The sequence below is a fragment of the Pseudomonas citronellolis genome, assembly GCF_001586155.1.
Classification (GTDB): domain Bacteria; phylum Pseudomonadota; class Gammaproteobacteria; order Pseudomonadales; family Pseudomonadaceae; genus Pseudomonas; species Pseudomonas citronellolis.
In genome coordinates, this window is the sequence record NZ_CP014158.1 from 1,014,825 (window position 1) to 1,034,540 (window position 19,716).

Annotated in this window: 21 protein-coding genes, 3 tRNA genes and 1 pseudogene; 10 read left to right on the top strand and 15 right to left on the bottom strand. The window is 66.4% G+C overall.

Annotation, left to right across the window (positions count from 1 at the left end; translation table 11 throughout):
• Nucleotides 1-188 precede the first annotated feature (188 nt).
• A complete protein-coding gene (locus PcP3B5_RS30515; protein WP_306151184.1) occupies nucleotides 189-362 on the bottom strand; it encodes a hypothetical protein in 174 nt (57 codons plus the stop codon).
• Between the two features lie 218 nt (nucleotides 363-580).
• Here PcP3B5_RS30515 and PcP3B5_RS04670 point away from each other — a divergent pair, with 218 nt between their 5' ends.
• From PcP3B5_RS04670 to PcP3B5_RS04685, 4 genes and pseudogenes are all read left to right on the top strand, one after another.
• The gene (locus PcP3B5_RS04670; protein WP_058071543.1) at nucleotides 581-853 is read left to right on the top strand and encodes a hypothetical protein; all 273 of its coding nucleotides are present in this window, start codon (nucleotides 581-583) and stop codon (nucleotides 851-853) included.
• Nucleotides 854-870: 17 nt separating this feature from the next.
• Nucleotides 871-1,257, top strand: a pseudogene (locus PcP3B5_RS04675) (tyrosine-type recombinase/integrase); the annotation flags it as partial.
• A gap of 80 nt (nucleotides 1,258-1,337) precedes the next feature.
• Nucleotides 1,338-1,583, top strand: coding sequence for a FitA-like ribbon-helix-helix domain-containing protein (locus tag PcP3B5_RS04680; RefSeq protein WP_009617429.1), 246 nt, complete (start codon nucleotides 1,338-1,340; stop codon nucleotides 1,581-1,583).
• Nucleotides 1,580-1,999 carry a type II toxin-antitoxin system VapC family toxin gene (locus PcP3B5_RS04685; RefSeq protein ID WP_061560667.1) on the top strand — a complete coding sequence of 140 codons (420 nt, stop codon included), beginning with the start codon at nucleotides 1,580-1,582 and terminating at the stop codon, nucleotides 1,997-1,999. The genes PcP3B5_RS04680 and PcP3B5_RS04685 overlap by 4 nt, the downstream gene beginning before the upstream one ends.
• Nucleotides 2,000-2,080: 81 nt before the next feature.
• On the opposite strand, the gene PcP3B5_RS04690 is transcribed toward PcP3B5_RS04685, so the two are convergent.
• The 10 genes from PcP3B5_RS04690 to PcP3B5_RS04735 form a co-directional block, all read right to left on the bottom strand.
• A tRNA-Met gene (locus PcP3B5_RS04690) sits at nucleotides 2,081-2,157 on the bottom strand.
• A 177-nt stretch (nucleotides 2,158-2,334) separates the two neighbouring features.
• Entirely contained in the window at nucleotides 2,335-3,435 is a 1,101-nt protein-coding gene (gene ychF, locus PcP3B5_RS04695) for a redox-regulated ATPase YchF (protein WP_061560668.1), read from the bottom strand.
• Nucleotides 3,436-3,459: 24 nt separating this feature from the next.
• Entirely contained in the window at nucleotides 3,460-4,044 is a 585-nt protein-coding gene (gene pth / locus PcP3B5_RS04700) for an aminoacyl-tRNA hydrolase (protein WP_009617433.1), read from the bottom strand.
• Nucleotides 4,045-4,084: 40 nt separating this feature from the next.
• Nucleotides 4,085-4,696 carry a 50S ribosomal protein L25/general stress protein Ctc gene (locus PcP3B5_RS04705; protein ID WP_009617434.1) on the bottom strand — a complete coding sequence of 204 codons (612 nt, stop codon included), beginning with the start codon at nucleotides 4,694-4,696 and terminating at the stop codon, nucleotides 4,085-4,087.
• A gap of 106 nt (nucleotides 4,697-4,802) precedes the next feature.
• Nucleotides 4,803-5,744: a ribose-phosphate pyrophosphokinase gene (locus tag PcP3B5_RS04710; RefSeq protein ID WP_024128138.1), complete on the bottom strand. Its 942-nt coding sequence runs from the start codon at nucleotides 5,742-5,744 to the stop codon at nucleotides 4,803-4,805.
• 84 nt (nucleotides 5,745-5,828) lie between these two features.
• A tRNA-Gln gene (locus PcP3B5_RS04715) sits at nucleotides 5,829-5,903 on the bottom strand.
• Nucleotides 5,904-5,961: 58 nt separating this feature from the next.
• Nucleotides 5,962-6,036, bottom strand: a tRNA-Gln gene (locus PcP3B5_RS04720).
• 32 nt (nucleotides 6,037-6,068) lie between these two features.
• Entirely contained in the window at nucleotides 6,069-6,917 is an 849-nt protein-coding gene (gene ispE, locus PcP3B5_RS04725; protein ID WP_061560669.1) for a 4-(cytidine 5'-diphospho)-2-C-methyl-D-erythritol kinase, read from the bottom strand.
• A 1-nt stretch (nucleotide 6,918) separates the two neighbouring features.
• Nucleotides 6,919-7,542: a lipoprotein insertase outer membrane protein LolB gene (gene lolB, locus PcP3B5_RS04730; protein ID WP_009617438.1), complete on the bottom strand. Its 624-nt coding sequence runs from the start codon at nucleotides 7,540-7,542 to the stop codon at nucleotides 6,919-6,921.
• A gap of 8 nt (nucleotides 7,543-7,550) precedes the next feature.
• Nucleotides 7,551-9,272, bottom strand: a complete 1,722-nt coding sequence (locus tag PcP3B5_RS04735) for a tetratricopeptide repeat protein (RefSeq protein WP_043273584.1) — start codon at nucleotides 9,270-9,272, stop codon at nucleotides 7,551-7,553.
• A 189-nt stretch (nucleotides 9,273-9,461) separates the two neighbouring features.
• On the opposite strand from PcP3B5_RS04735, the gene hemA reads away from it, so the two are divergent.
• The 6 genes from hemA (at nucleotide 9,462) to PcP3B5_RS04765 (ending at nucleotide 14,848) form a co-directional block, all read left to right on the top strand.
• Nucleotides 9,462-10,730, top strand: coding sequence for a glutamyl-tRNA reductase (hemA, locus tag PcP3B5_RS04740; protein WP_061560670.1), 1,269 nt, complete (start codon nucleotides 9,462-9,464; stop codon nucleotides 10,728-10,730).
• Nucleotides 10,727-11,809 carry a peptide chain release factor 1 gene (gene prfA / locus PcP3B5_RS04745; RefSeq protein ID WP_061560671.1) on the top strand — a complete coding sequence of 361 codons (1,083 nt, stop codon included), beginning with the start codon at nucleotides 10,727-10,729 and terminating at the stop codon, nucleotides 11,807-11,809. Before hemA ends, prfA begins: the two co-directional genes overlap by 4 nt.
• 6 nt (nucleotides 11,810-11,815) lie before the next feature.
• On the top strand, nucleotides 11,816-12,646 hold the full coding sequence (prmC, locus tag PcP3B5_RS04750; RefSeq protein WP_061560672.1) for a peptide chain release factor N(5)-glutamine methyltransferase: 831 nt from the start codon (nucleotides 11,816-11,818) through the stop codon (nucleotides 12,644-12,646).
• A complete protein-coding gene (locus PcP3B5_RS04755) occupies nucleotides 12,640-13,410 on the top strand; it encodes a molybdopterin-synthase adenylyltransferase MoeB (protein WP_061560673.1) in 771 nt (256 codons plus the stop codon). The genes prmC and PcP3B5_RS04755 overlap by 7 nt, the downstream gene beginning before the upstream one ends.
• A complete protein-coding gene (gene murI, locus PcP3B5_RS04760) occupies nucleotides 13,403-14,197 on the top strand; it encodes a glutamate racemase (RefSeq protein ID WP_043313672.1) in 795 nt (264 codons plus the stop codon). The genes PcP3B5_RS04755 and murI overlap by 8 nt, the downstream gene beginning before the upstream one ends.
• Before the next feature lie 126 nt (nucleotides 14,198-14,323).
• Complete coding sequence (locus tag PcP3B5_RS04765; RefSeq protein ID WP_061560674.1) at nucleotides 14,324-14,848, top strand: acyloxyacyl hydrolase; 525 nt, start codon at nucleotides 14,324-14,326, stop codon at nucleotides 14,846-14,848.
• Between the two features lie 317 nt (nucleotides 14,849-15,165).
• Here PcP3B5_RS04765 and phrB read toward each other — a convergent pair whose 3' ends face one another.
• The 4 genes from phrB to PcP3B5_RS04785 form a co-directional block, all read right to left on the bottom strand.
• Nucleotides 15,166-16,593 carry a deoxyribodipyrimidine photo-lyase gene (gene phrB / locus PcP3B5_RS04770; RefSeq protein WP_061560675.1) on the bottom strand — a complete coding sequence of 476 codons (1,428 nt, stop codon included), beginning with the start codon at nucleotides 16,591-16,593 and terminating at the stop codon, nucleotides 15,166-15,168.
• Nucleotides 16,590-17,540 (bottom strand): MerR family transcriptional regulator, encoded by a 951-nt coding sequence (locus tag PcP3B5_RS04775; RefSeq protein ID WP_061560676.1) that lies wholly within the window; start codon nucleotides 17,538-17,540, stop codon nucleotides 16,590-16,592. The genes phrB and PcP3B5_RS04775 overlap by 4 nt, the downstream gene beginning before the upstream one ends.
• Entirely contained in the window at nucleotides 17,530-18,501 is a 972-nt protein-coding gene (locus tag PcP3B5_RS04780) for a YbgA family protein (RefSeq protein ID WP_061560677.1), read from the bottom strand. Before PcP3B5_RS04780 ends, PcP3B5_RS04775 begins: the two co-directional genes overlap by 11 nt.
• Nucleotides 18,502-18,618: 117 nt before the next feature.
• A complete protein-coding gene (locus PcP3B5_RS04785) occupies nucleotides 18,619-19,602 on the bottom strand; it encodes an NAD(P)/FAD-dependent oxidoreductase (protein ID WP_061560678.1) in 984 nt (327 codons plus the stop codon).
• Between the last annotated feature and the right edge of the window lie 114 nt (nucleotides 19,603-19,716).

Sequence of the window (19,716 nt, forward strand, 5' to 3'; positions counted from 1 at the left end):
GTCTCGTTTAATTCGTTGATTTTGAAATTCTGTTTTTTTGTTGAGGGTTTAGTATCGGGATTTCTGCCAAGAATTTCTATTTCCAATCCTTGGTTACTATCTGCCGAAATAAGAATTTTGGGTGCCATGATATTGACTTTCCTTGTCTACTCGGGAATACCAGCGCCTAGCTACTTCCTGTGTAATCGCTATCCCGCATTTTGTCCGGTCAAGTTTCGATTGGCCTCGTCATATTCTGGACTCGTTTGTCCTATCTCCGGCGCGACCTCGCCGCTCACCATCCACCAACGGTATTGCGGATACAAGCCGCCCAGCACATCGATCTCTTCAGTGCTGATCCGGACGTCCTTGTTATAGAGCACGGTCCTCCATCTATTCGACCCGATGGGGGTTTCGCGCACTAGCCTATCCATACCTGCCATAGACGCGATTCGTCTAACGCGCTCGTTTGTAGTGCTCATTTTGTATAAGTATTTTGCTCAAATAACTTGAATGGGATAAGCGACTTCTCTATAGCCTATTCAAATAGCTTGACTCAACTATGTGATTTCACTGTTTGAATCGATTATAGGGTAAACCCATGGAAGAGTCTGGAATAGTGGGGTTCACCGTCACCGGAGCCGCCGAGAAAATCTCTGATTTTCGCACCGCTCCATTCTGCTCCCAGGCGGTCTTCGCCCAGATGCTAGGCCTGGAAGAGATCACCGAGGGCGTGGTGCGCGGCTGGGTCGAGACCAAGACCATCCCCACCGCCAAGATCGTCCGCCGCCGCGTCATCAACCTCCAGCGCATACGCCGCGATCTGGAGCGGGGCAAGTCAATCTTCTGCCAAGGGGATTACGACGATGAGTAAGCCGCTCGCGACTCAGAAAGCGGGGCGTACCCGGTACTGGTCGCCTGTTCATGTCCTGCCGTGCTGCCTTTCGCAGTGCATACCGGCGTTGCGGTTTCCACACGCCCGGCCAGATGACACACATCCTACGGCATACCTTCGCTAGTCATTACATGATGGGCGGAGGCGACATACTGACGTTGCAGCGCATTCTCGGGCATTCCTCCATCACCATGACCATGCGTTATGCACACCTGTCGCCGGAGCATCTGGAGTCCGCCATGCGTCTATCACCCCTTGTGCAGTCGGAGCATCAACTGGATGCAGCAGATATCGACGAAGCTGAAGACGATATGGAGCTATGCCGAATCGTTGAGAAGCGAGTGAACGAGCCGTCTCGGGAGGTTTCTCTGGATGAGCTGTGAACATTGTCAGGAACCGTTGGTGTAATGGGATGAGCCCTAGTATGCTATCAGTGATTTCATTGATTGCGTCGGAGGCGATTATGGCCAGCATCACTATTAGAAACCTGGATGAAGATCTCAAAGCCAAGCTTCGCGTGGTTGCCGCCAGCCACGGTCGCTCGATGGAGGAGGAAGTGCGGATCATCCTCGCTCAGGCGCTCTCCAAGGGGGAGAAGCGGGGAGGGCTGGGTAGCCGAATCCATGCTCGCTTTGCTTCCGTGGGTGGCGCTGAAATCGAGCTACCGGCGCGCAAGACCAAGGCTCGGGCTGCGGACTTTGACGAATGATTCTGCTCGACACCAATGTGCTTTCGGAATTGATGAGGCCCAAGCCGGATCCGGCAGTGGTGGCCTGGCTCGATGCCCAGTCTGTGGATGACTTGCACATCTGTGCGATCACTGTGGCAGAAATTCTCTACGGCATAGCCAGGATGCCCGATGGGAAGCGTAAGCAGGCCCTCCATGACCTGGCCCTCGCAATGTTCGAGGAAGACTTCTCCGGCAACATCCTGCCGTTCGATACCGATGCAGCGGTGCACTATGCCGAACTGGTTGCTGCGAGCGAAGCGCGAGGCAAGATTGCTGATATGGCGGATGGGCAGATTGCCGCGATTGCCAGGTTGAATGGCGCGCAGATCGCCACGCGGAATGTCCGGCACTTCGAAAGCTTCGGTGTTCCGCTGATTGATCCCTGGAAAGGCTAGGCGGTAGGCACGCTGTAGTCACTTCGTAGTCACCACAGGCAAAAGAAAAGGGGTTAGCTTTCGCTAACCCCTTGAAAATAATGGTGGCTACACCGGGACTTGAACCTGGGACATCAGCATTATGAATGCTGCGCTCTAACCGACTGAGCTATGTAGCCGAGTGGCGCGCATTTTCCGGATCTTTCGGGGGGCTGTCAACCCCCTTTGGTTAGATATTTTTCTGTTCTTTCAAGCGTTTAGCGGGACGAGCGGTAGGGCGGGAACGAAAAAGGCCCCGCGGGGTGCGCGGGGCCTTTTCGGCTTGCTGGCGGGCGCCCTGGGGCGCTGCCGGGGGCTTAGACGTTGAAGCGGAAGTGCATCACGTCGCCGTCCTTGACGATGTAGTCCTTGCCTTCCAGGCGCCATTTGCCGGCTTCCTTGGCGCCGGCTTCGCCCTTGTACTGGATGAAGTCGTCGTAGGCCACGACTTCGGCGCGGATGAAGCCTTTTTCGAAGTCGGTGTGGATCACCGCGGCGGCCTGCGGGGCGGTGGCGCCGATGCGCACGGTCCAGGCGCGGACTTCCTTCACTCCGGCGGTGAAGTAGGTCTGCAGGTTGAGCAGTTCGTAGCCGGCGCGGATCACGCGGTTCAGGCCCGGCTCTTCCATGCCCATGGACTCGAGGAACATCTGCTTCTCCTCGTCGTCGTCCAGTTCGGCGATTTCTGCTTCGATCTTGTTGCACACCGGCACCACGACCGCGCCTTCTTCTTCGGCGATGGCGCGCACGGCGTCCAGGTGCGGGTTGTTCTCGAAGCCTTCCTCGGCGACGTTGGCGATGTACATCACCGGCTTGCTGGTCAGCAGGTGGAAGCCGCGCACCAGGCGCTTCTCTTCGTCAGCCATGTCCTTGACCAGGCTGCGCGCGGGCTTGCCGGCGGTGAAGTGGGCGATGAGCTTTTCCAGCAGGGCTTTCTGCGCCACCGCTTCCTTGTCGCCGCCCTTGGCGTTGCGGGCGACCTTCTGCAGTTGCTTCTCGCAGCTGTCGAGGTCGGCGAAGATCAGTTCGAGGTCGATGATCTCGATGTCGCGCTTGGGGTCGACGCTGTTGCTGACGTGGATGACGTTGTCGTCCTCGAAGCAGCGCACCACGTGGGCGATGGCGTCGGTCTCGCGGATGTTGGCGAGGAACTTGTTGCCCAGGCCCTCGCCCTTGGAGGCGCCCGCCACCAGGCCGGCGATGTCGACGAATTCCATGGTGGTGGGGATCACCCGCTCGGGCTTGACGATCGCCGCCAGGGCGTCGAGGCGCGCGTCGGGCATGGGCACGATGCCGCTGTTCGGCTCGATAGTGCAGAAGGGGAAGTTCTCCGCCGCGATACCCGATTTGGTCAGGGCGTTGAACAGGGTGGATTTGCCGACGTTGGGCAAGCCGACGATGCCGCAGTTGAAGCCCATGCTGTGTACCTCTGGCGAGACGGGTCAGGCCTTCGGGCTGTGCAGCTTCTGCATCGCGCGGGTCCAGTCGCCTGCGAGCATTTCCGGCAGCACGCCGAGGGCGGAATCGATGCTGGCGTCCAGCAGCTCCTGCTCGCTGCGCGGGGCGCGGCCGAGGACGAAGCCGGAGACCAGGCTGCTGTGCCCCGGATGGCCGATGCCAAGCCGCAGGCGATGGAAGCCGTTCTGGTTGCCGAGCTGGGCGATGATGTCGCGCAGCCCGTTGTGCCCGCCATGGCCGCCGCCCTTCTTGAGCTTGGCGGTGCCGGGGGGCATGTCGAGTTCGTCGTGGGCCACCAGGATGGCTTCGACCGGGATGCGGAAGAACCCGGCGAGCGCCGCCACGGCCTGGCCGCTGCGGTTCATGTAGGTGGTGGGGATGAGCAGACGAACATCGCGGCCCTGGTGGCTGAACTTGCCGACCAGGCCGAAATACTTCTTGTCGGGGCTCAGGCTGACGCGTTCGCGGTCGGCCAGGCGCTCGACGAAAAGGGCCCCCGCGTTATGCCGGGTCTGTTCGTATTCCGGGCCTGGGTTGCCCAGGCCAACGATCAGTTGCACGGCGGTCACGACGGGGGCCCTTTCCTTGAGGCGGGAGGCTAGCGAGCGATTACTCGGCCGCGCCTTCCTCGCCTTCTTCCTTGACTACGCGGGAAGCGTGGATGTTGGCCACAGCCAGGTCGTTGCCATGGGCCAGTTGAACCAGTTCCACGCCTTTCGGCAGCTTGAGGTCGGACAGGTGAACGATCTGACCGACTTCGACTTTCGCCAGGTCGACTTCGATGAATTCCGGCAGGTCTTTCGGCAGGCAGGAAACTTCGACTTCGGAAATGACGTGGGAAACTTCACCGCCGCCTTGCTTGACGCCAACTGCGGTTTCCTCGTTGAGGAAGTGCAGCGGAACGTGAGCGGTCAGCTTGTGGTCGGCGACGACGCGCAGGAAGTCGGCGTGCATGACGAAGCCTTTGGCCGGATGGCGCTGCAGGGCCTTGATCAGCACGGTTTCCTTGGCGCCATCGACGTTCAGGGCGATGACGTGGCTGAAGGCAGCCTCGTTTTCCAGCAGTTTGGCGATTTCACGCAGTTCCAGGGTCACGGAAACCGGGGCTTTCTCGCCACCGTAGATGACCGCGGGAACCAGGCCGGCGTTACGACGCAGGCGGCGGCTCGCACCTTTCCCCAGGTCGGAACGCGCTTGGGCATTCAGAACAAAGTCAACCATTACTCTATCTCCACAATGAAAAGATCGCCCGAGCGCTTGCGACCAGCGTTCGGGCGAATCTTCAATTGCCCCGCCGTGGCGGGGCGCTTTCGTCAGGCCCTGTTCCTCAGCGGAACATGGCGCTGATCGATTCTTCGTTGCTGATCCGGCGCATGGCTTCGGCCACGACCGGCGCGATGTCCAGCTGGCGGATGCGGCCACAGGCCTGGGCAGCGGCGGACAGCGGGATGGTGTTGGTCACCACCAGCTCGTCCAGTACGGAACCTTCGATGTTCTCGATGGCACGGCCCGACAGCACCGGGTGGGTGCAGTAGGCGATGACCTTGGCGGCGCCGTGCTCTTTCAGAGCCTTGGCGGCGTGGCCGAGGGTGCCGGCGGTATCGACCATGTCGTCGACCAGTACGCAGGTACGGCCTTCGACATCACCGATGATGTGCATGACTTCGGACTGGTTGGCCTTCGGACGACGCTTGTCGATGATGGCAAGGTCCACGCCCAGGGACTTGGCGACGGCGCGAGCGCGCACCACGCCACCGATGTCCGGGGAGACGATCATCAGGTTCTCGAAGCGCTGGTCCTCGATGTCGTCGACCAGTACGGGCGAGCCGTAGATGTTGTCGACGGGGATATCGAAGAAGCCCTGGATCTGGTCGGCGTGCAGGTCGACGGTGAGGACGCGGTTGACGCCCACCACGGTCAGCATGTCGGCGACGACCTTCGCGCTGATGGCCACGCGGGCGGAACGCGGGCGGCGATCCTGGCGGGCATAGCCGAAGTAGGGGATGACCGCGGTGATACGAGTGGCCGAGGAGCGGCGGAAGGCATCGGCCATCACCACCAGTTCCATCAGGTTGTCGTTGGTCGGAGCGCAGGTCGGCTGGATCAGGAAGACGTCCTTGCCGCGGACGTTTTCGTTGATTTCGACACTGATTTCGCCATCGGAGAACTTGCCGACGGAAACATCACCGAGGGGAATGTGCAGTTGACGCACGACTCGGCGTGCCAGGTCGGGGTTGGCGTTCCCCGTGAAGACCATCATCTTGGACACGCGCAGTACCTGCCGGCTGAGGGTGGGCCTGATGAACCAAAAAGCTGTTCAAAGGCCGTGGCTTTTGAACAGCTTTTTTGTATATGGCAGGGGCGGCTGGATTCGAACCAACGCATGGCAGGATCAAAACCTGCTGCCTTACCGCTTGGCGACGCCCCTATGAATTTTGCTGTGCAGCGCTTCGGTTACCGTCGTACGCAAACCCCCGTGGGGTTAATGGCAGGGGCGGCTGGATTCGAACCAACGCATGGCAGGATCAAAACCTGCTGCCTTACCGCTTGGCGACGCCCCTGTATCGTACAACCGAATGCTCTGCATCCCTTCTCAGGTCAGCTCTTGAAGCTTGCGATGCAACAGGGAGATGTTGCGACCCCGTGCGACGAAGCTTGGCAGAGTGGCCGGAAGTTGGCGGCGAACTTTATCAGCATCGCCCTGGTTTGGGAAGCTCCCAAACACACAAGCTCCGGTTCCGGTCAGTCTGGCCGATGTGAATTTGTTCAACGACATCAGCGCGTTACGTACAGCTGGGTAACGTTTCTCGACGACCGTCTGACAGTCGTTTCGACCGTCCACCCCGAGAAGGCTGCGAACTTTAATGGGCGCGGTATCCCGTGTCAACTCGGGATCGGAGAAAACTTCTGCTGTGCTGACAAAGACTTGCGGCACGGCGACGAGGAACCAGGGCTCTTCCAGCTCGACCGGCGTGAGCTTCTCGCCCACCCCTTCGGCGAAGGCCGCGCGGCCGCGCACGAACACCGGCACGTCGGCGCCCAGGCCCAGGCCCAGGGCCGCCAGGCGGTCTTCGTCCCAGCCCAGTTGCCAGAGGTGGTTGAGGCCGACCAGGGTGGTGGCCGCGTCCGAGCTGCCGCCGCCGATGCCGCCGCCCATGGGCAGGTGCTTGTCCAGCCAGATGTCGGCGCCCAGCCGGCAGCCGGATTGTTCCTGCAGCTGGCGCGCGGCGCGGACGATCAGGTTGCTGTCGTGGGGCACGCCGGGGACGTCGGTGTGCAGGCGGATCTGCCCGTCCTCGCGGGGGGCGAAGTGCAGTTCGTCGGCGTGGTCGAGGAACTGGAACAGCGTCTGCAGCTCGTGGTAGCCGTCGGCGCGGCGCCCGAGGATGTGCAGGAACAGGTTGAGCTTGGCCGGGGCCGGCAGGGTCAGGCGTTCGCGCATGTCAGCGGGCCTGGCCGAGCAGGCGCGGCTGCCAGCTCTTGATCACCAGGGTGACGTCGAGGTTCTCGCCGTGCAGCTTCAGGCGCTCGGGCAGCCAGTAGCCGTCCTGCTGGGCGTAGCTGCTGTACTCCACGTCCCAGCCGTCCTGCTCCAGGCGCGCCAGGCGGCTGTCGCTGTCGAGGGTCAGGCGGCTCTTGCTGTCCGGCGCCGGCAGGCCGCGGATCCACCAGAGCAGGTGGGATACCGGCAGGCGCCAGCCCATCTGCTGCTCCAGCAGGGCCTCGGGGGACTCGGCCTGGTAGCGGCCCTGCCCGGCGACTTCCAGCGTCACCGCGCCTTCGCGCCCGGTCAGGCGCGCCGCGCCGCGGCCCAGCGGGCCGGACAGGCGGATGTCGTAGTAGCCCTGGCGTTGCAGCCAGAACAGGGTGCCGCTGCCGGAATCCCGGGGCGCGCGAATGCCGACCTTGCCGTCGATCTGCCAGCCGTCGAGGGCGGCGACGCGTTCCTTGTGGGTCTTCCAGCTGTTGGCGTTGCCCTGGCCTTGCAGGGCTTCCTGGGTGGTGAAGCCGGCGCAGCCGCTGAGCAGGAGCAGGGCGGCGGCGCCAAGGACGTGAATCAGACGCATGGGAAATCTCAGGGGGTCTTGGACCCGGTCAGGCGCAGCAGGGTGTCGCGCAGCACCGGGCTGTCGGGCTGGTTCTGCAGGGCGGTGCTCCAGACTTCGCGGGCCTCGCGCTGCTTGCCGCGGGCCCAGAGCACTTCGCCCAGGTGGGCGGCCACTTCGTGGTCGGGGAACTTCTCCAGGGCCTGGCGCAGGTAGGTTTCGGCCTGGTCGAGGTTGCCCAGGCGGTAGTTGACCCAGCCCAGGCTGTCGAGGATGGCCGGGTCGTCCGGGTTCAGCTGGTGGGCCTTCTGGATCAGCTCGCGGGCCTCGTCGTAGCGCGTGGTGCGGTCGGCCAGGGTGTAGCCCAGGGCGTTGAGCGCCATGGCGTTGTCCGGCTCGCGCTGGATGATCAGGCGCAGGTCCTTCTCCATCTGCACCAGGTCGTCGCGCTTCTCCGCCAGCATGGAGCGGGTGTAGAGCAGGTTGAGGTCGTCGGGGAACTGCTTGGTGCCCTGCTCGATGACCTGCCAGGCGCGGTCGGTCTGGTTGCGGTTGGACAGGCCCTCGGCCTCGATCAGGTACAGCTGGATGGCGTAGTCGGGCTGGCGCTCGCGGGCCTCGGCGAGGCGCCGCGAGGCTTCGGCGCTGCGCCCGGAGTCCATGAGGATTTCGCTCTGGCGCAGCTGCGCCGGGAGGAAGTCGTTGCCCGGGCCGACCTGGGCGTATTCCTTCAGTGCGGTTTCCGGGTCCTTCTGCTCCTCGGCGAGGCGGCCGAGGTTGAAGTGCGCGGCGTCGGTGTGGCTGTCGCGCTCGACCAGTTCCTGCAGGTAGACCTTGGCTTCGTTCCAGGCCTGGGCCTCCAGGCACACCAGGGCCAGGGAGAAGCGCAGGTCGTCGTCGTCGGGGAACTGCTGCACCAGGGCGGAGAACTCGGCCTTGGCGTCGTCCAGGCGGTTCTGCTCCACCAGCAGGCGGGCGTAGGCCAGGCGCACGCGCTTGTCGTCCGGGTGTTCCTTGATGCCGGCCTTGAGCAGCGGCAGGGCCTCGTCGCTGCGCTTCATGCTCTGCAGCAGACGCGCGCGCAGCAGCATCGGCGCCACTTCGTGGCGGCTGGCCGGCTTGCTCTCCAGCAGGCTCAGGGCCTCCTGCGGGCGGCCGTCCTGCTGCAGCAGCAGGGCCTTGCCGAACAGCAGCTGGCCGTTGTCGGGGTACTTCTTCAGCAGGCGGTCGAAGCTTTGCAGCAGGCCGGCGCGGGTGTCCGCGTCGGTTTCCGCGGCGGACAGGGCGAGGAAGTCGAAATGGGTGTCGCCCTGGCCGTTGAGGACCTTCTCCATGTACACCATGGATTCGTCGTACTGGCCGGTGCGCGCCAGCTGCAGGGCGGCGGCGCGCTGTGCGTCGAGGTCGTCGGGGGCGGCCTTGGCCCAGATCAGCGAGGTGTCCAGGGCTTCCTGGTCAGCGCCCAGGTACTCGGCGATGCGGAAGGCGCGCTCGGCCACGCCCGGGTCCTGGGTCTGCTTCGCCTGGTCGACGTAGTTGGCCAGGGCGATGTCGAAGCGGTTGCGCTGGCCGGCGATCTCCGCCACCAGCAGGGAGTACAGGGTGTCCTCGCTGAAGGAGCCGTACTTGCGGCCCTTCTCCGCGCTGGCCGCACTGTCCTTGGCCGGTTTCGGCGCCGGTTCCTTGTGCAGCATGGATTGGCAGCCACCGAGCAGCAGCAGGGCGGTCAGCAGCGCTAGGGATTTGTTCATAGACGAAAGAGAGGGACCTGAACGGCGGGTTGTGCCCCATCATGACATAAGCCATTCGGCAAGCCCATGGGGTGGGGGCCGCCAAACCCAGCATAGACGCACAGATCGGCTGCTTGTATTGCGGTGGTTGTCCTCCACCGGTCGACGTAGGACAATTGCGGGCTTCCCGAATTACCTCAGCGATCCCGCATGGCCTTCATCGCCCTTGGCATCAACCACAAGACAGCTTCCGTGGCCGTCCGCGAGCGCGTGGCGTTCACTCCCGGGCAGATGGTCGAGGCCCTGCAGCTGCTCTGCCGGCTGACCGCCAGCCGCGAGGCGGCGATCCTCTCCACCTGCAATCGCAGCGAGCTGTACCTGGAGATCGAGCATCCGGGAGCCGAGGACGTGCTGGCCTGGCTCGCCGACTACCACCGCCTGAGCCTGGACGAGCTGCGCAACTGCGCCTACGTGCACCAGGACGAGGACGCGGTGCGCCACATGATGCGCGTGGCCGCCGGCCTGGACTCCATGGTGCTCGGCGAGCCGCAGATCCTCGGCCAGATGAAGTCCGCCTACGCCGTGGCCCGCGAGGCCGGCACCATAGGCCCGATGCTCGGCCGCCTGTTCCAGGCCACCTTCAGCACCGCCAAGACCGTGCGCACCGACACCGCCATCGGCGAGAACCCGGTGTCGGTGGCCTTCGCCGCGGTCAGCCTGGCGCGGCAGATCTTCAGCGACCTGCACCGCAGCCAGGCGCTGCTGATCGGCGCCGGCGAGACCATCACCCTGGTCGCCCGCCACCTGCACGAGCAGGGCGTGAAGCGCATCGTGGTGGCCAACCGCACCCTCGAGCGCGCCAGCCTGCTGGCCCAGGAGCTGGGCGCCGAGGCGATCCTGCTGGCGGACATGCCCGAGCACCTGGCGCACAGCGACATCGTCATCAGTTCCACCGCCAGCCAGTTGCCGATCCTCGGCAAGGGCGCGGTGGAGCGGGCGCTCAAGCAGCGCCGGCACAAGCCGATGTTCATGGTCGACATCGCCGTGCCGCGCGACATCGAGCCGGAAGTCGGCGAGCTGGACGACGTCTACCTCTATAGCGTCGACGACCTCCACGAAGTGGTGGCGGAGAACCTCAAGAGCCGCCAGGGCGCCGCCCAGGCCGCCGAGGAGCTGGTCGGCGACGGCGTCCACGAATTCATGCAGCGCCTGCGCGAGCTGGCCGCGGTGGACGTGCTGCGCGCCTACCGCCAGCAGGCCGAACGCCTGCGCGACGAGGAACTGCAGAAGGCCCAGCGCCTGCTGGCCAACGGCGGCGACCCGGCGGACATCCTCGCCCAGCTGGCCCGCGGCCTGACCAACAAGCTGCTGCACGCGCCCAGCGTACAGATGAAGAAACTCTCCGCCGAGGGCCGCATCGATGCGCTGGCCCTGGCCCAGGAACTGTTCGCCCTCGACGAGGGCCCTGAGAAGCGATGAAAGCCTCCCTGTTGACCAAGCTGGACACCCTCAGCGACCGCTACGAGGAGCTCACCGCTCTGCTCGGCGACGCCGAGGTGATCAGCGACCAGACCAAGTTCCGCGCCTATTCCCGCGAGTTCGCCGAAGTCGAGCCGGTGATCCTGGCGTTCCGCGACTTCCGCAAGACCCAGACCGACCTGGAGGGCGCCCAGGCGCTGCTCAAGGACAGCGACCCGGACCTGCGTGAAATGGCCGAGGAAGAAGTCGCCAGCGCCAAGGCGCGCCTGGCCGAGCTGGAAGACGCCCTGCAGCGCATGCTGCTGCCCAAGGACCCGAACGACGGGCGCAACGTGTTCCTGGAAATCCGCGCCGGCACCGGCGGCGACGAGGCGGCGATCTTCTCCGGCGACCTGTTCCGCATGTATTCGCGCTATGCCGAGCGCCAGGGCTGGCGCGTCGAAGTCCTCTCGGAGAACGAGGGCGAACACGGCGGCTATAAAGAGGTGATCGCCCGCGTCGAGGGCGACAACGTCTACGCCAAGCTCAAGTTCGAGTCCGGCGCGCACCGCGTGCAGCGCGTGCCGGCCACCGAATCCCAGGGCCGCATCCACACCTCCGCCTGCACCGTGGCGGTGCTGCCGGAGCCCGACGAGCAGGCGGCCATCGAGATCAACCCGGCCGACCTGCGGGTGGACACCTACCGCTCCTCCGGCGCCGGCGGCCAGCACGTGAACAAGACCGACTCGGCCGTGCGCATCACCCACATCCCCTCGGGCATCGTGGTCGAGTGCCAGGAGGAGCGTTCGCAGCACAAGAACCGCGCCAAGGCCATGGCCTGGCTCGCGGCCAAGCTCAACGACCAGCAGCAGGCCGCGGCGCAGCAGGCCATCGCCAGCACCCGCAAGCTGCTGGTGGGCTCGGGCGACCGCTCCGAGCGCATCCGCACCTACAATTTCCCCCAGGGGCGGGTCACCGACCACCGCATCAACCTTACCCTGTACTCCCTGGGCGAGGTGATGGAGGGCGAAGTGGAGCAGGTGATCGAACCGCTGCTGCAGGAATACCAGGCCGACCAGCTGGCCGCCCTGGGGGATTGAGGCGCCATGGCCACCATCATGACTCTGCTCGCCGAAGCGCAACTGCCGGATTCGCCCAGCGCGCGCCTGGACGCCGAGCTGCTGCTGGCCGCCGCCCTGGGCAAGCCGCGCAGTTTCCTGCGCACCTGGCCGGAGCGGGTGGTCGACCGTGAGGTGCGTGAGCGCTTCGAAGGCTGGCTGGTACGCCGCCGCGCCGGCGAGCCGGTGGCCTACATCCTCGGCCGCCAGGGCTTCTGGAGCCTGGACCTGGAAGTGGCGCCGCACACCCTGATCCCGCGGCCGGACACCGAACTGCTGGTGGAAACCGCCCTGCAACTGCTGCCGGCCAGCCCGGCGCGGGTGCTCGACCTGGGCACCGGCACCGGCGCCATCGCCCTGGCCCTGGCCTGCGAGCGCCTGAGCTGGCAGGTCAGCGGCGTCGACCGCATTCCCGAGGCCGTGGCCCTGGCCGAACGCAACCGCGAGCGCCTGCGCCTGGCCAACGTCGGCTTCCGCCAGAGCCACTGGTTTTCCGCCCTGGAAGGCGAGCGCTTCGCCCTGATCGTCGGCAACCCGCCGTACATCCCCGGCAGCGACCCGCACCTGCAGCAGGGCGACGTGCGCTTCGAGCCGAAGAGTGCGCTGGTGGCCGGCCACGACGGCCTCGACGACATCCGCCTGATCGTCGCCCAGGCCCCGCGCTTCCTCGAACCGGGCGGCTGGCTGCTGCTGGAGCACGGCTACGACCAGGCCGCGGCGGTGCGCGACCTGCTGCTGGGCAACGGTTTCAGCGAAGTGGAAAGCCGCCGCGACCTGGGCGGCCACGAACGCATCAGCCTGGGGCGCCTGCCATGTTGAACGACCAAGAGTTGAACGACGACGAACTGCTGCGGTACAGCCGGCAGATCCTCCTGCCGCAGATCGACATCGACGGCCAGCTGCGCCTGAAACAGGCCCGCGTGCTGATCGTCGGCCTCGGCGGGCTGGGCTCGCCGGTGGCGCTGTACCTGGCCGCGGCCGGCGTCGGCGAGCTGCACCTGGCCGACTTCGACAGCGTCGACCTGACCAACCTGCAGCGCCAGGTGCTGCACGACAGCACCCAGGTCGGGCGCAGCAAGGTGGACTCGGCCATGGCCCGCCTGGCCGCCATCAACCCGCAGGTGAAGCTGGTGCCGCACCGCCAGGCGCTGGACGAGGATTCCCTGGCCGCGGTGCTGGCCCAGGTCGACCTGGTGCTGGACTGCTGCGACAACTTCTCCACCCGCGAGGCGGTCAACGCCGCCTGCGTCGCCGCCGGCAAGCCGCTGGTCAGCGGCGCGGCCATCCGCCTGGAAGGCCAGCTCTCGGTATTCGACCCGCGCCGCGACGACAGCCCCTGCTACCACTGCCTCTACGGCCACGGCAGCGAAGCCGAGCTGACCTGCAGCGAAGCCGGCGTGGCCGGGCCGCTGGTGGGCCTGGTCGGCAGCCTGCAGGCGCTGGAGGCGCTGAAGCTGCTGGCCGGCTTCGGCGAGCCGCTGGTGGGCCGCCTGCTGCTGGTGGACGCCCTGGGCACGCGCTTCCGCGAGCTGCGCGTCAAGCGCGACCCGCAGTGCTCGGTTTGCGGCGCAGCGCATGGCTGACGAGCGGCCGATAGGGGTCTTCGACTCCGGCGTCGGCGGCCTTTCGGTGCTGCGCGAGATCCGCGCGCGGCTGCCGGACGAATCGCTGGTGTACCTGGCCGACTGCGGCCACGTGCCCTACGGCGAGAAAACCCCGGAATACATCCGCGAGCGCTGCCGGCGCATCGCCGAATTCCTCATCGCCCGCGACTGCAAGGCCCTGGTGCTGGCCTGCAACACCGCCACCGCGGCGGCGGCCTCCGACCTGCGCGAGCGTTATCCACAGCTGCCGATCCTGGCCATGGAGCCGGCGGTGAAACCGGCCGCCGCTGCAACGCGCAGCGGCGTGGTCGGCGTGCTGGCCACCACCGGCACGCTCAAGAGCGCACGCTTCGCCGCGCTGCTCGACCGCTTCGCCAGCGACGTGCGGGTGATCACCCAGCCCTGCCCGGGGCTGGTCGAGCGCATCGAGGCCGGCGACCTGGACGGGCCGCAGACCCGCGAGCTGCTCCAGGGCTTCGTCGCGCCGCTGCTGGCCGAAGGCTGCGACACCCTGATCCTCGGCTGCACCCATTACCCCTTCCTGCGCCCGCTGCTGGGGCGGATGCTGCCGCCCGGCGTATCGCTGATCGACACCGGCGCCGCAGTGGCCCGCCACCTGCAGGCGTCGCTGGCCAGCCGTGGCCTGGAGGCGCGGGGGCCGGCAAAAAAAACGCACTTCTTCACCAGCGGGGCGGTCGAGATGTTCGAGAGGGTGTTGCCGGTGCTGTGGGGTCTTGATGAATCGGTCAGTTTTTTTGCCGATTGAGCAAGGAAGTTTCCGCGCATACGTAACAATGCGCTGACATTTCGCAGGCCATATCTGGCAAATCGCCTTATAATCATTAGCTATTCGCGGGGATTTTTCATTCAGCTTATCCATAAGGATCTTTCGATGAAGAAGCTACTCTCGCAGGCCGCCTTGGCCGCAATCATGATGGTGGGTGCAGCCGGCGCAGCGCAGGCCGCGAATCTGACCGCCGCGGCAGGCGCCACCGGCCAGGGCGACATGACCCTGCGCCTGGGCGCGAGTTTCGACTGGGACAAGACCTGGTGGGAAAGCAGTACCGGCCACCTGACCGGCTACTGGGACACCGGCGTCACCTACTGGGGGGCCGGCGACAGCGCGGGCGCCCGTTATTCGCTGTCCGTCGCGCCGGTGTTCGTCTACCAGTTCAACGGCGACAGCGTGAAGCCCTTCATCGAGGCCGGCATCGGCATCGCCGGCTTCACCGGCTCCGAGGTCGGCGACCATGACCTGGGCAGCGCCTTCGCCTTCGAAGACCGCCTGGGCTTCGGCCTGAAGTTCGCCGGCGGCCAGTCGGTGGGCATCCGCGCCATCCACTACTCGAATGCCGGGCTCGCGATGCCCAACGACGGCATCGAGTCCTACAGCCTGTTCTACAGCCATCCGCTGTAAGTTCGAGCTGTACGAAAAAACCGGCCCTGGTGGCCGGTTTTTTCATGCCCGCTTGCCGACTACGCCGAAGGGCTTTTCGTAGGATGGGTTGAGCTTGCGAAACCCATACGGTCATGGCGATGGGTATCGCTTCGCTCAACCCATCCTACGGGGGGCTTCTTCCGGACCATGTCACACCCCGGCGCGATTCGCGGATGAGATCCGCTACGCCGCCCCACCCACACCATTCCATGTAGGAGCGCGCCCTGCGCGCGAAATCGCGGGCAGGGCCCGCTTACAGGTCCCGAGAAGCCATGTTCGCCTGCAACGTAGGCGGACTAGGCAGCCCCCGGCAGATTGCGGAAGGCCTCCAGCACCCGCTCGCGGCTCGCCGCCAGGTCGAGCATCGGTGCCGGGTAGCCGGGCGCGCCGAACAGGCCCAGGCGCGATGGCTCGTGCAGGCTTTCGTTGTCCAGGCCGGCCAGCTCCGGCAGCCACTGGCGCAGGAAACGCCCGTGGGGATCGAAGCGGCGCGATTGCGCCAGCGGGTTGAACAGGCGGAAGTAGGGCGCGGCGTCGGTGCCGGTGGAGGCGCTCCATTGCCAGCCGCCGTTGTTCGCCGCCAGGTCGCCGTCCACCAGGTGGCGCATGAACCAGCGTTCGCCTTCGCGCCAGTCGATCAGCAGGTTCTTGCTGAGGAACATGGCCGTGAGCATGCGCAGGCGGTTGTGCATCCAGCCGGTGGCCAGCAACTGGCGCATCGCCGCGTCGATGATCGGGAAGCCGGTGCGGCCCTGCTGCCAGGCTTCCAGCTCCGCCGGCGCGTGGCGCCAGGGCAGCGCCTCGGTTGGCGCGCGGAAGGCGCGGCCGCGGCTGACCTGCGGGAAACCGACCAGGATGTGCTTGTAGAACTCGCGCCAGAGCAGTTCGTTGATCCAGGCCACGGGGCCCGGGCCGCCGCTCTCGAATTCGCCCCGGTTGTTCGCCAGTGCCGCGTGCAGGCACTGGCGCGGCGAGAGCACGCCGGCGGCCAGGTAGGCGGAGAGTTGGCTGGTGCCGTCGAGGTCCGGGCGGTCGCGTCTTTCGTGGTAGTGCGCCAGGCCATCCTCGGCGAAGCCGGCCAGGCGTTCGCCGGCGGCCTTTTCCCCGGCGGGCCAGAACTCCCGCGCCAGGGCTGCGCTGGGCGTGAAGCCGGGCAGTTCCCGGGGCACGGGGTCGCTGTCCACCTCCAGCGGCGCCTGCGCTGGCGGTACCGGCTGGCAGGCGGGCAGGGCAGTGGCCAGGCGCTGGTAGCAGAGCTTGCGGAACTGGCTGAAGACCTGGAAGTAGCCGCCGCCGCGGGTAAGCAGGCTGCCGGGGGCGAACAGCAACTGGTCCAGGTGGCTGTGGAAGCCCACGCCGGCCTCGGCCAGGCGCCGTTTCACCGCCTCGTCGCGGCGGCTTTCGTGGATGCCGTACTCCTCGTTCACCTGCACCGCGGTGATGCCCAGGCTGCGGCACAGCTGCAGCAACACTTCCGGCGCCTGGCTCCAGGTGTCCGCTTCACGCAGCAGCAGGGGAATGTTCAGCCGCGCCAGGTCGCGTTGCAGCGCCTGCAGGTTGCGCAGCCAGAAGTCGACCTTGTTCGGCGAATCGTCGTGGGCGCGCCACTGGCCGGGGCTGAGCAGGTAGCAGGCGACGACCGGGCCGGCCTGCGCGGCGGCGGCCAAGGCGCTGTTGTCGCGCACGCGCAGGTCGCTGCGTAGCCAGAGCAGTTGGCGCCTCATTCGCCACCCCCGCTGTTGAGCAGGCCCAGGGCGTGCAGGGTGGCGCGCGCTTGCAGCGGGTCTTGCGCCAGGTGCAGGCCCGGGTGGCTTTCACGTTGCAGCTCGGCCAGCTCCTGGGCATGGATGTCCACGCTGGCGCCCACCAGCAGGGTGGGGCAGATGCAGCCGGCGAGCAGGCGCGACAGCTGCGCCGGGCTCAGGCTCTGGTCGGAATAGAGGAGCAGGGCGCGCGGGTTCAGGCGCTGCTCGACCAGGGCGATCTCGGCGCAGGACAGCGGGCCGTCGAACACCTGCACCGGGCACCCGGCGGAACTGGCCAGCCAGGCGCACAGCCAGTGGCCGGTTTCCCGCGGGTGTTCCGACTGGTTCACCAGCAGCAGCGGCCGCCCCTGGTGCTGGCGGTTGTAGTGATACAGGCGGCCGCCCAGCTTGCTGCGCAGCCAGGAGTGGTAGAGCAGGCGCTCCAGGCCGCTGCCGAACTGGCCCTGCCAGCGTAGCTGGAGGTCGCGCTGCAATGGCAGCATCAGGTGCTCGCACAGTGTCTGCGCCGGGTAGATCGACAGCGCGCCGTTGAACAGCTCGTCCAGGCGTGGCTCGTCGAGCCGGGCGATGGCGCCCAGCGCCTGCTGGCGCAGGTCGTCCCAGGGCGAGTGGGTCTCGGCTGCCGCCCGCGGCGGTTCGTCGAGCAGGTCGCGCACCTTGCCGACCGCCACGCCGCGCTCCAGCCAGGTGAGCACGCGGCGGATCCGCTCCAACTGCTCGGCGGAGTACAGGCGGTGGCCCTTGGCGGTGCGCTGGGGGACGACCAGCCCGTAGCGGCGCTCCCAGGCGCGCAGCGTCACCGGGTTCACCCCGGTGCGCCGGGCCACTTCGCTGATCGGCAGCCAGCCGGCGGCCAGCGCCTGGCGATAATCGTCGGGAAGGGTGTTGCTCGGTTCAGATGGCATTGCGTAGACCCAGGGCCTCGGGGTGGGGTTGCAGGTACGCCTGGCGGGCGATGTACGGGTGCGGGTGGCGGCGGAAGTGGTGCTTGAGCAGCGCCAGGGGCACCACCAGCGGTACCTCGCCGTGGCGGTACTGTTCGATCAGCCGTTGCAGCTCGGCGCGGTCGTCCGCCCCCAGCGCGCGCTTGAGGTAGCCGGCCAGGTGCTGCAGCACGTTGCTGTGGCTGCCGCGGCTGGCGCAGTGGCCCAGCGCCTGGCTGAAGGCCCGGTAGTAAAGCGGGCCGAACTGCCTCGCCGGGTAGCGGCCGATGTCCGCCAGCAGCCGGCCCAGTTCGGCGTACTGGCGCGGGTCGTGGGCGAGCAACTGGTACTTGTGGCGCGAGTGGAAGTCGAGGATCGCCTTGTGCGTCAGCCCCGCGCGGCACAGGGCGAGCCAGTCGAGGTGGGCGTAGACGCGGGTGACGAAGTTCTCGCGCAGGCGGGGATCGTGCAGGCGGCCTTCCTCTTCCACCGGCAGCTCGGGGCGGGCGGCGCAGAAGGCCTCGGCGAACAGGCCGCGGGCGCCGGCCATGGGTGGCTGGCCATCTTCCGCGTAGAGCTTGACGCGGTGCAGTCCGCAGGAGGGGGACTTCTGCATGAAGATGAAGCCACCCAGCTCGCTCAACTGGTCGGCCTGCTCCGCGCCATAGCGACGCAATGCCGCACTGTGGTCCAGGGTCGCATCGCGGCTATCTACCGCACTGGCCACCGCGCGTGGCTGCGTGGCCTCGCCGACCAGGCGCAGGGTCGGGCGCGGCACGCCGAGGCCGATGGCGACTTCCGGGCACAGTGGGACGAAGTCGAAGTGCCGGGCGAGGTCCTCCAGGCACAGGCGCGAAGCCTTGTGCCCGCCGTTGTAGCGGACGTTCGCGCCGAGCAGGCAGGCGCTGATGCCGAGCTTGGGCCGGGAAGGGGAGGTGGGCATGGTCTGACCCTGTACAAGTAGACTTTGCGTGTACAACTATTTTTCAGCATAGGCCGAACGTTGTACAGCCGCAAATCATTTGTACAGGGTACGGCGCCCAGGCGGGCGCCGTCGGGCTCAGAGGTGTTGCAGCAGGCGGCGGGCGGCTTCCAGGCCACTCAGCCAGGCGCCTTCGACGCGGCCGGAGAGGCACCAGTCGCCGCAGGCGTAGATGCCCAGGTCGGCATCGGCCAGCGCGCCCAGCTGGTGCGCTTCCAGCGGCCGGGCATAGAGCCAGCGGTGGGCCAGGGCGAACACCGGTTCGGGCACCGCGCAGCCGATCATCTCGGCGAAGGTGCCCAGCAGGTGCTCGATGACGGTTTCCTTGGGCTTGTCGATGTTCTGCCGGCTCCAGCTGCTGCTGGCGTGCAGCACCCAGGTGTCCATGTGTTCGTCGCGGCCGGGCTTGCAGCGGTTGCTGGCCATCCAGGTCAGCGGGCCTTCCTGGACGAAGCAGCCCTGCACCGGCGTCTGCAGGGGCTCGGCGAAGCCCAGGGCCACGGCCCAGGTCGGCTCCATGGCGATGCTCGCCGCCGCTGCTGCCAGCTTGGGCGCGCCGGCCAGCAGCGCCGCGGCCTGCGGCGCCGGGGTGGCGACCAGGACGTGGCTGAACGGGCCGTGATTGCAGCCTTCGGAGTCCTGCAGGTGCCAGTGCTGTTGGCCGCGGAAGACTTCGGTGATGCGGCAGGAGAAGGTGACCTGCAGCCCCTGCAGCAGCGCGCGGGTGATGGCGCTCATGCGCGGGGTGCCGACCCAGCGCGGCTGCTCGTCCGGCGACGGGCTGAGCATGCCGTCGCGGTACTGGTACAGGGCCGGGTCCCACTCGGCGACCCAGCCGGCGTCGCGCCAGTGTTGCACGGCGTCGAGGAAGCGGCGGTCGCGGGCGGTGAAGTACTGGGCGCCGAGGTCGAGCGCGCCAGCATCGCTGCGCTTGCTCGCCATGCGGCCGCCGCTGCCGTGGCCCTTGTCGAAGAGCTGGACTTCCTGTCCCGCGTCGAGCAGGGCGTGGGCGGCTGAAAGTCCGGCGATTCCGGTGCCAATGATGGCAATGGGGGCGCTCATGACATGCCTCGTAGGTTGTTGTGTTCAGGTTAACGAGTCGAACAACCTTGTACAATCTGTTTTATTTGTATAGTTGTTCGGTCGCCGTTCGAACGGTCGAGCGGAATTTCGTCC

What these genes read in the sequence shown, in the direction of transcription:
- PcP3B5_RS04670 (WP_058071543.1), top strand. Translation starts at nt 581, where the DNA reads ATGGAAGAGTCTGGAATAGTGGGGTTCACCGTCACCGGAGCCGCCGAG.
- PcP3B5_RS04680 (WP_009617429.1), top strand. Translation starts at nt 1,338, where the DNA reads ATGGCCAGCATCACTATTAGAAACCTGGATGAAGATCTCAAAGCCAAG.
- PcP3B5_RS04685 (WP_061560667.1), top strand. Translation starts at nt 1,580, where the DNA reads ATGATTCTGCTCGACACCAATGTGCTTTCGGAATTGATGAGGCCCAAG.
- ychF (WP_061560668.1), bottom strand. Translation starts at nt 3,435, where the DNA reads ATGGGCTTCAACTGCGGCATCGTCGGCTTGCCCAACGTCGGCAAATCC.
- PcP3B5_RS04705 (WP_009617434.1), bottom strand. Translation starts at nt 4,696, where the DNA reads ATGGTTGACTTTGTTCTGAATGCCCAAGCGCGTTCCGACCTGGGGAAA.
- ispE (WP_061560669.1), bottom strand. Translation starts at nt 6,917, where the DNA reads ATGCGCGAACGCCTGACCCTGCCGGCCCCGGCCAAGCTCAACCTGTTC.
- lolB (WP_009617438.1), bottom strand. Translation starts at nt 7,542, where the DNA reads ATGCGTCTGATTCACGTCCTTGGCGCCGCCGCCCTGCTCCTGCTCAGC.
- PcP3B5_RS04735 (WP_043273584.1), bottom strand. Translation starts at nt 9,272, where the DNA reads ATGAACAAATCCCTAGCGCTGCTGACCGCCCTGCTGCTGCTCGGTGGC.
- hemA (WP_061560670.1), top strand. Translation starts at nt 9,462, where the DNA reads ATGGCCTTCATCGCCCTTGGCATCAACCACAAGACAGCTTCCGTGGCC.
- prfA (WP_061560671.1), top strand. Translation starts at nt 10,727, where the DNA reads ATGAAAGCCTCCCTGTTGACCAAGCTGGACACCCTCAGCGACCGCTAC.
- prmC (WP_061560672.1), top strand. Translation starts at nt 11,816, where the DNA reads ATGGCCACCATCATGACTCTGCTCGCCGAAGCGCAACTGCCGGATTCG.
- PcP3B5_RS04755 (WP_061560673.1), top strand. Translation starts at nt 12,640, where the DNA reads ATGTTGAACGACCAAGAGTTGAACGACGACGAACTGCTGCGGTACAGC.
- murI (WP_043313672.1), top strand. Translation starts at nt 13,403, where the DNA reads ATGGCTGACGAGCGGCCGATAGGGGTCTTCGACTCCGGCGTCGGCGGC.
- PcP3B5_RS04765 (WP_061560674.1), top strand. Translation starts at nt 14,324, where the DNA reads ATGAAGAAGCTACTCTCGCAGGCCGCCTTGGCCGCAATCATGATGGTG.
- phrB (WP_061560675.1), bottom strand. Translation starts at nt 16,593, where the DNA reads ATGAGGCGCCAACTGCTCTGGCTACGCAGCGACCTGCGCGTGCGCGAC.
- PcP3B5_RS04775 (WP_061560676.1), bottom strand. Translation starts at nt 17,540, where the DNA reads ATGCCATCTGAACCGAGCAACACCCTTCCCGACGATTATCGCCAGGCG.
- PcP3B5_RS04780 (WP_061560677.1), bottom strand. Translation starts at nt 18,501, where the DNA reads ATGCCCACCTCCCCTTCCCGGCCCAAGCTCGGCATCAGCGCCTGCCTG.
- PcP3B5_RS04785 (WP_061560678.1), bottom strand. Translation starts at nt 19,602, where the DNA reads ATGAGCGCCCCCATTGCCATCATTGGCACCGGAATCGCCGGACTTTCA.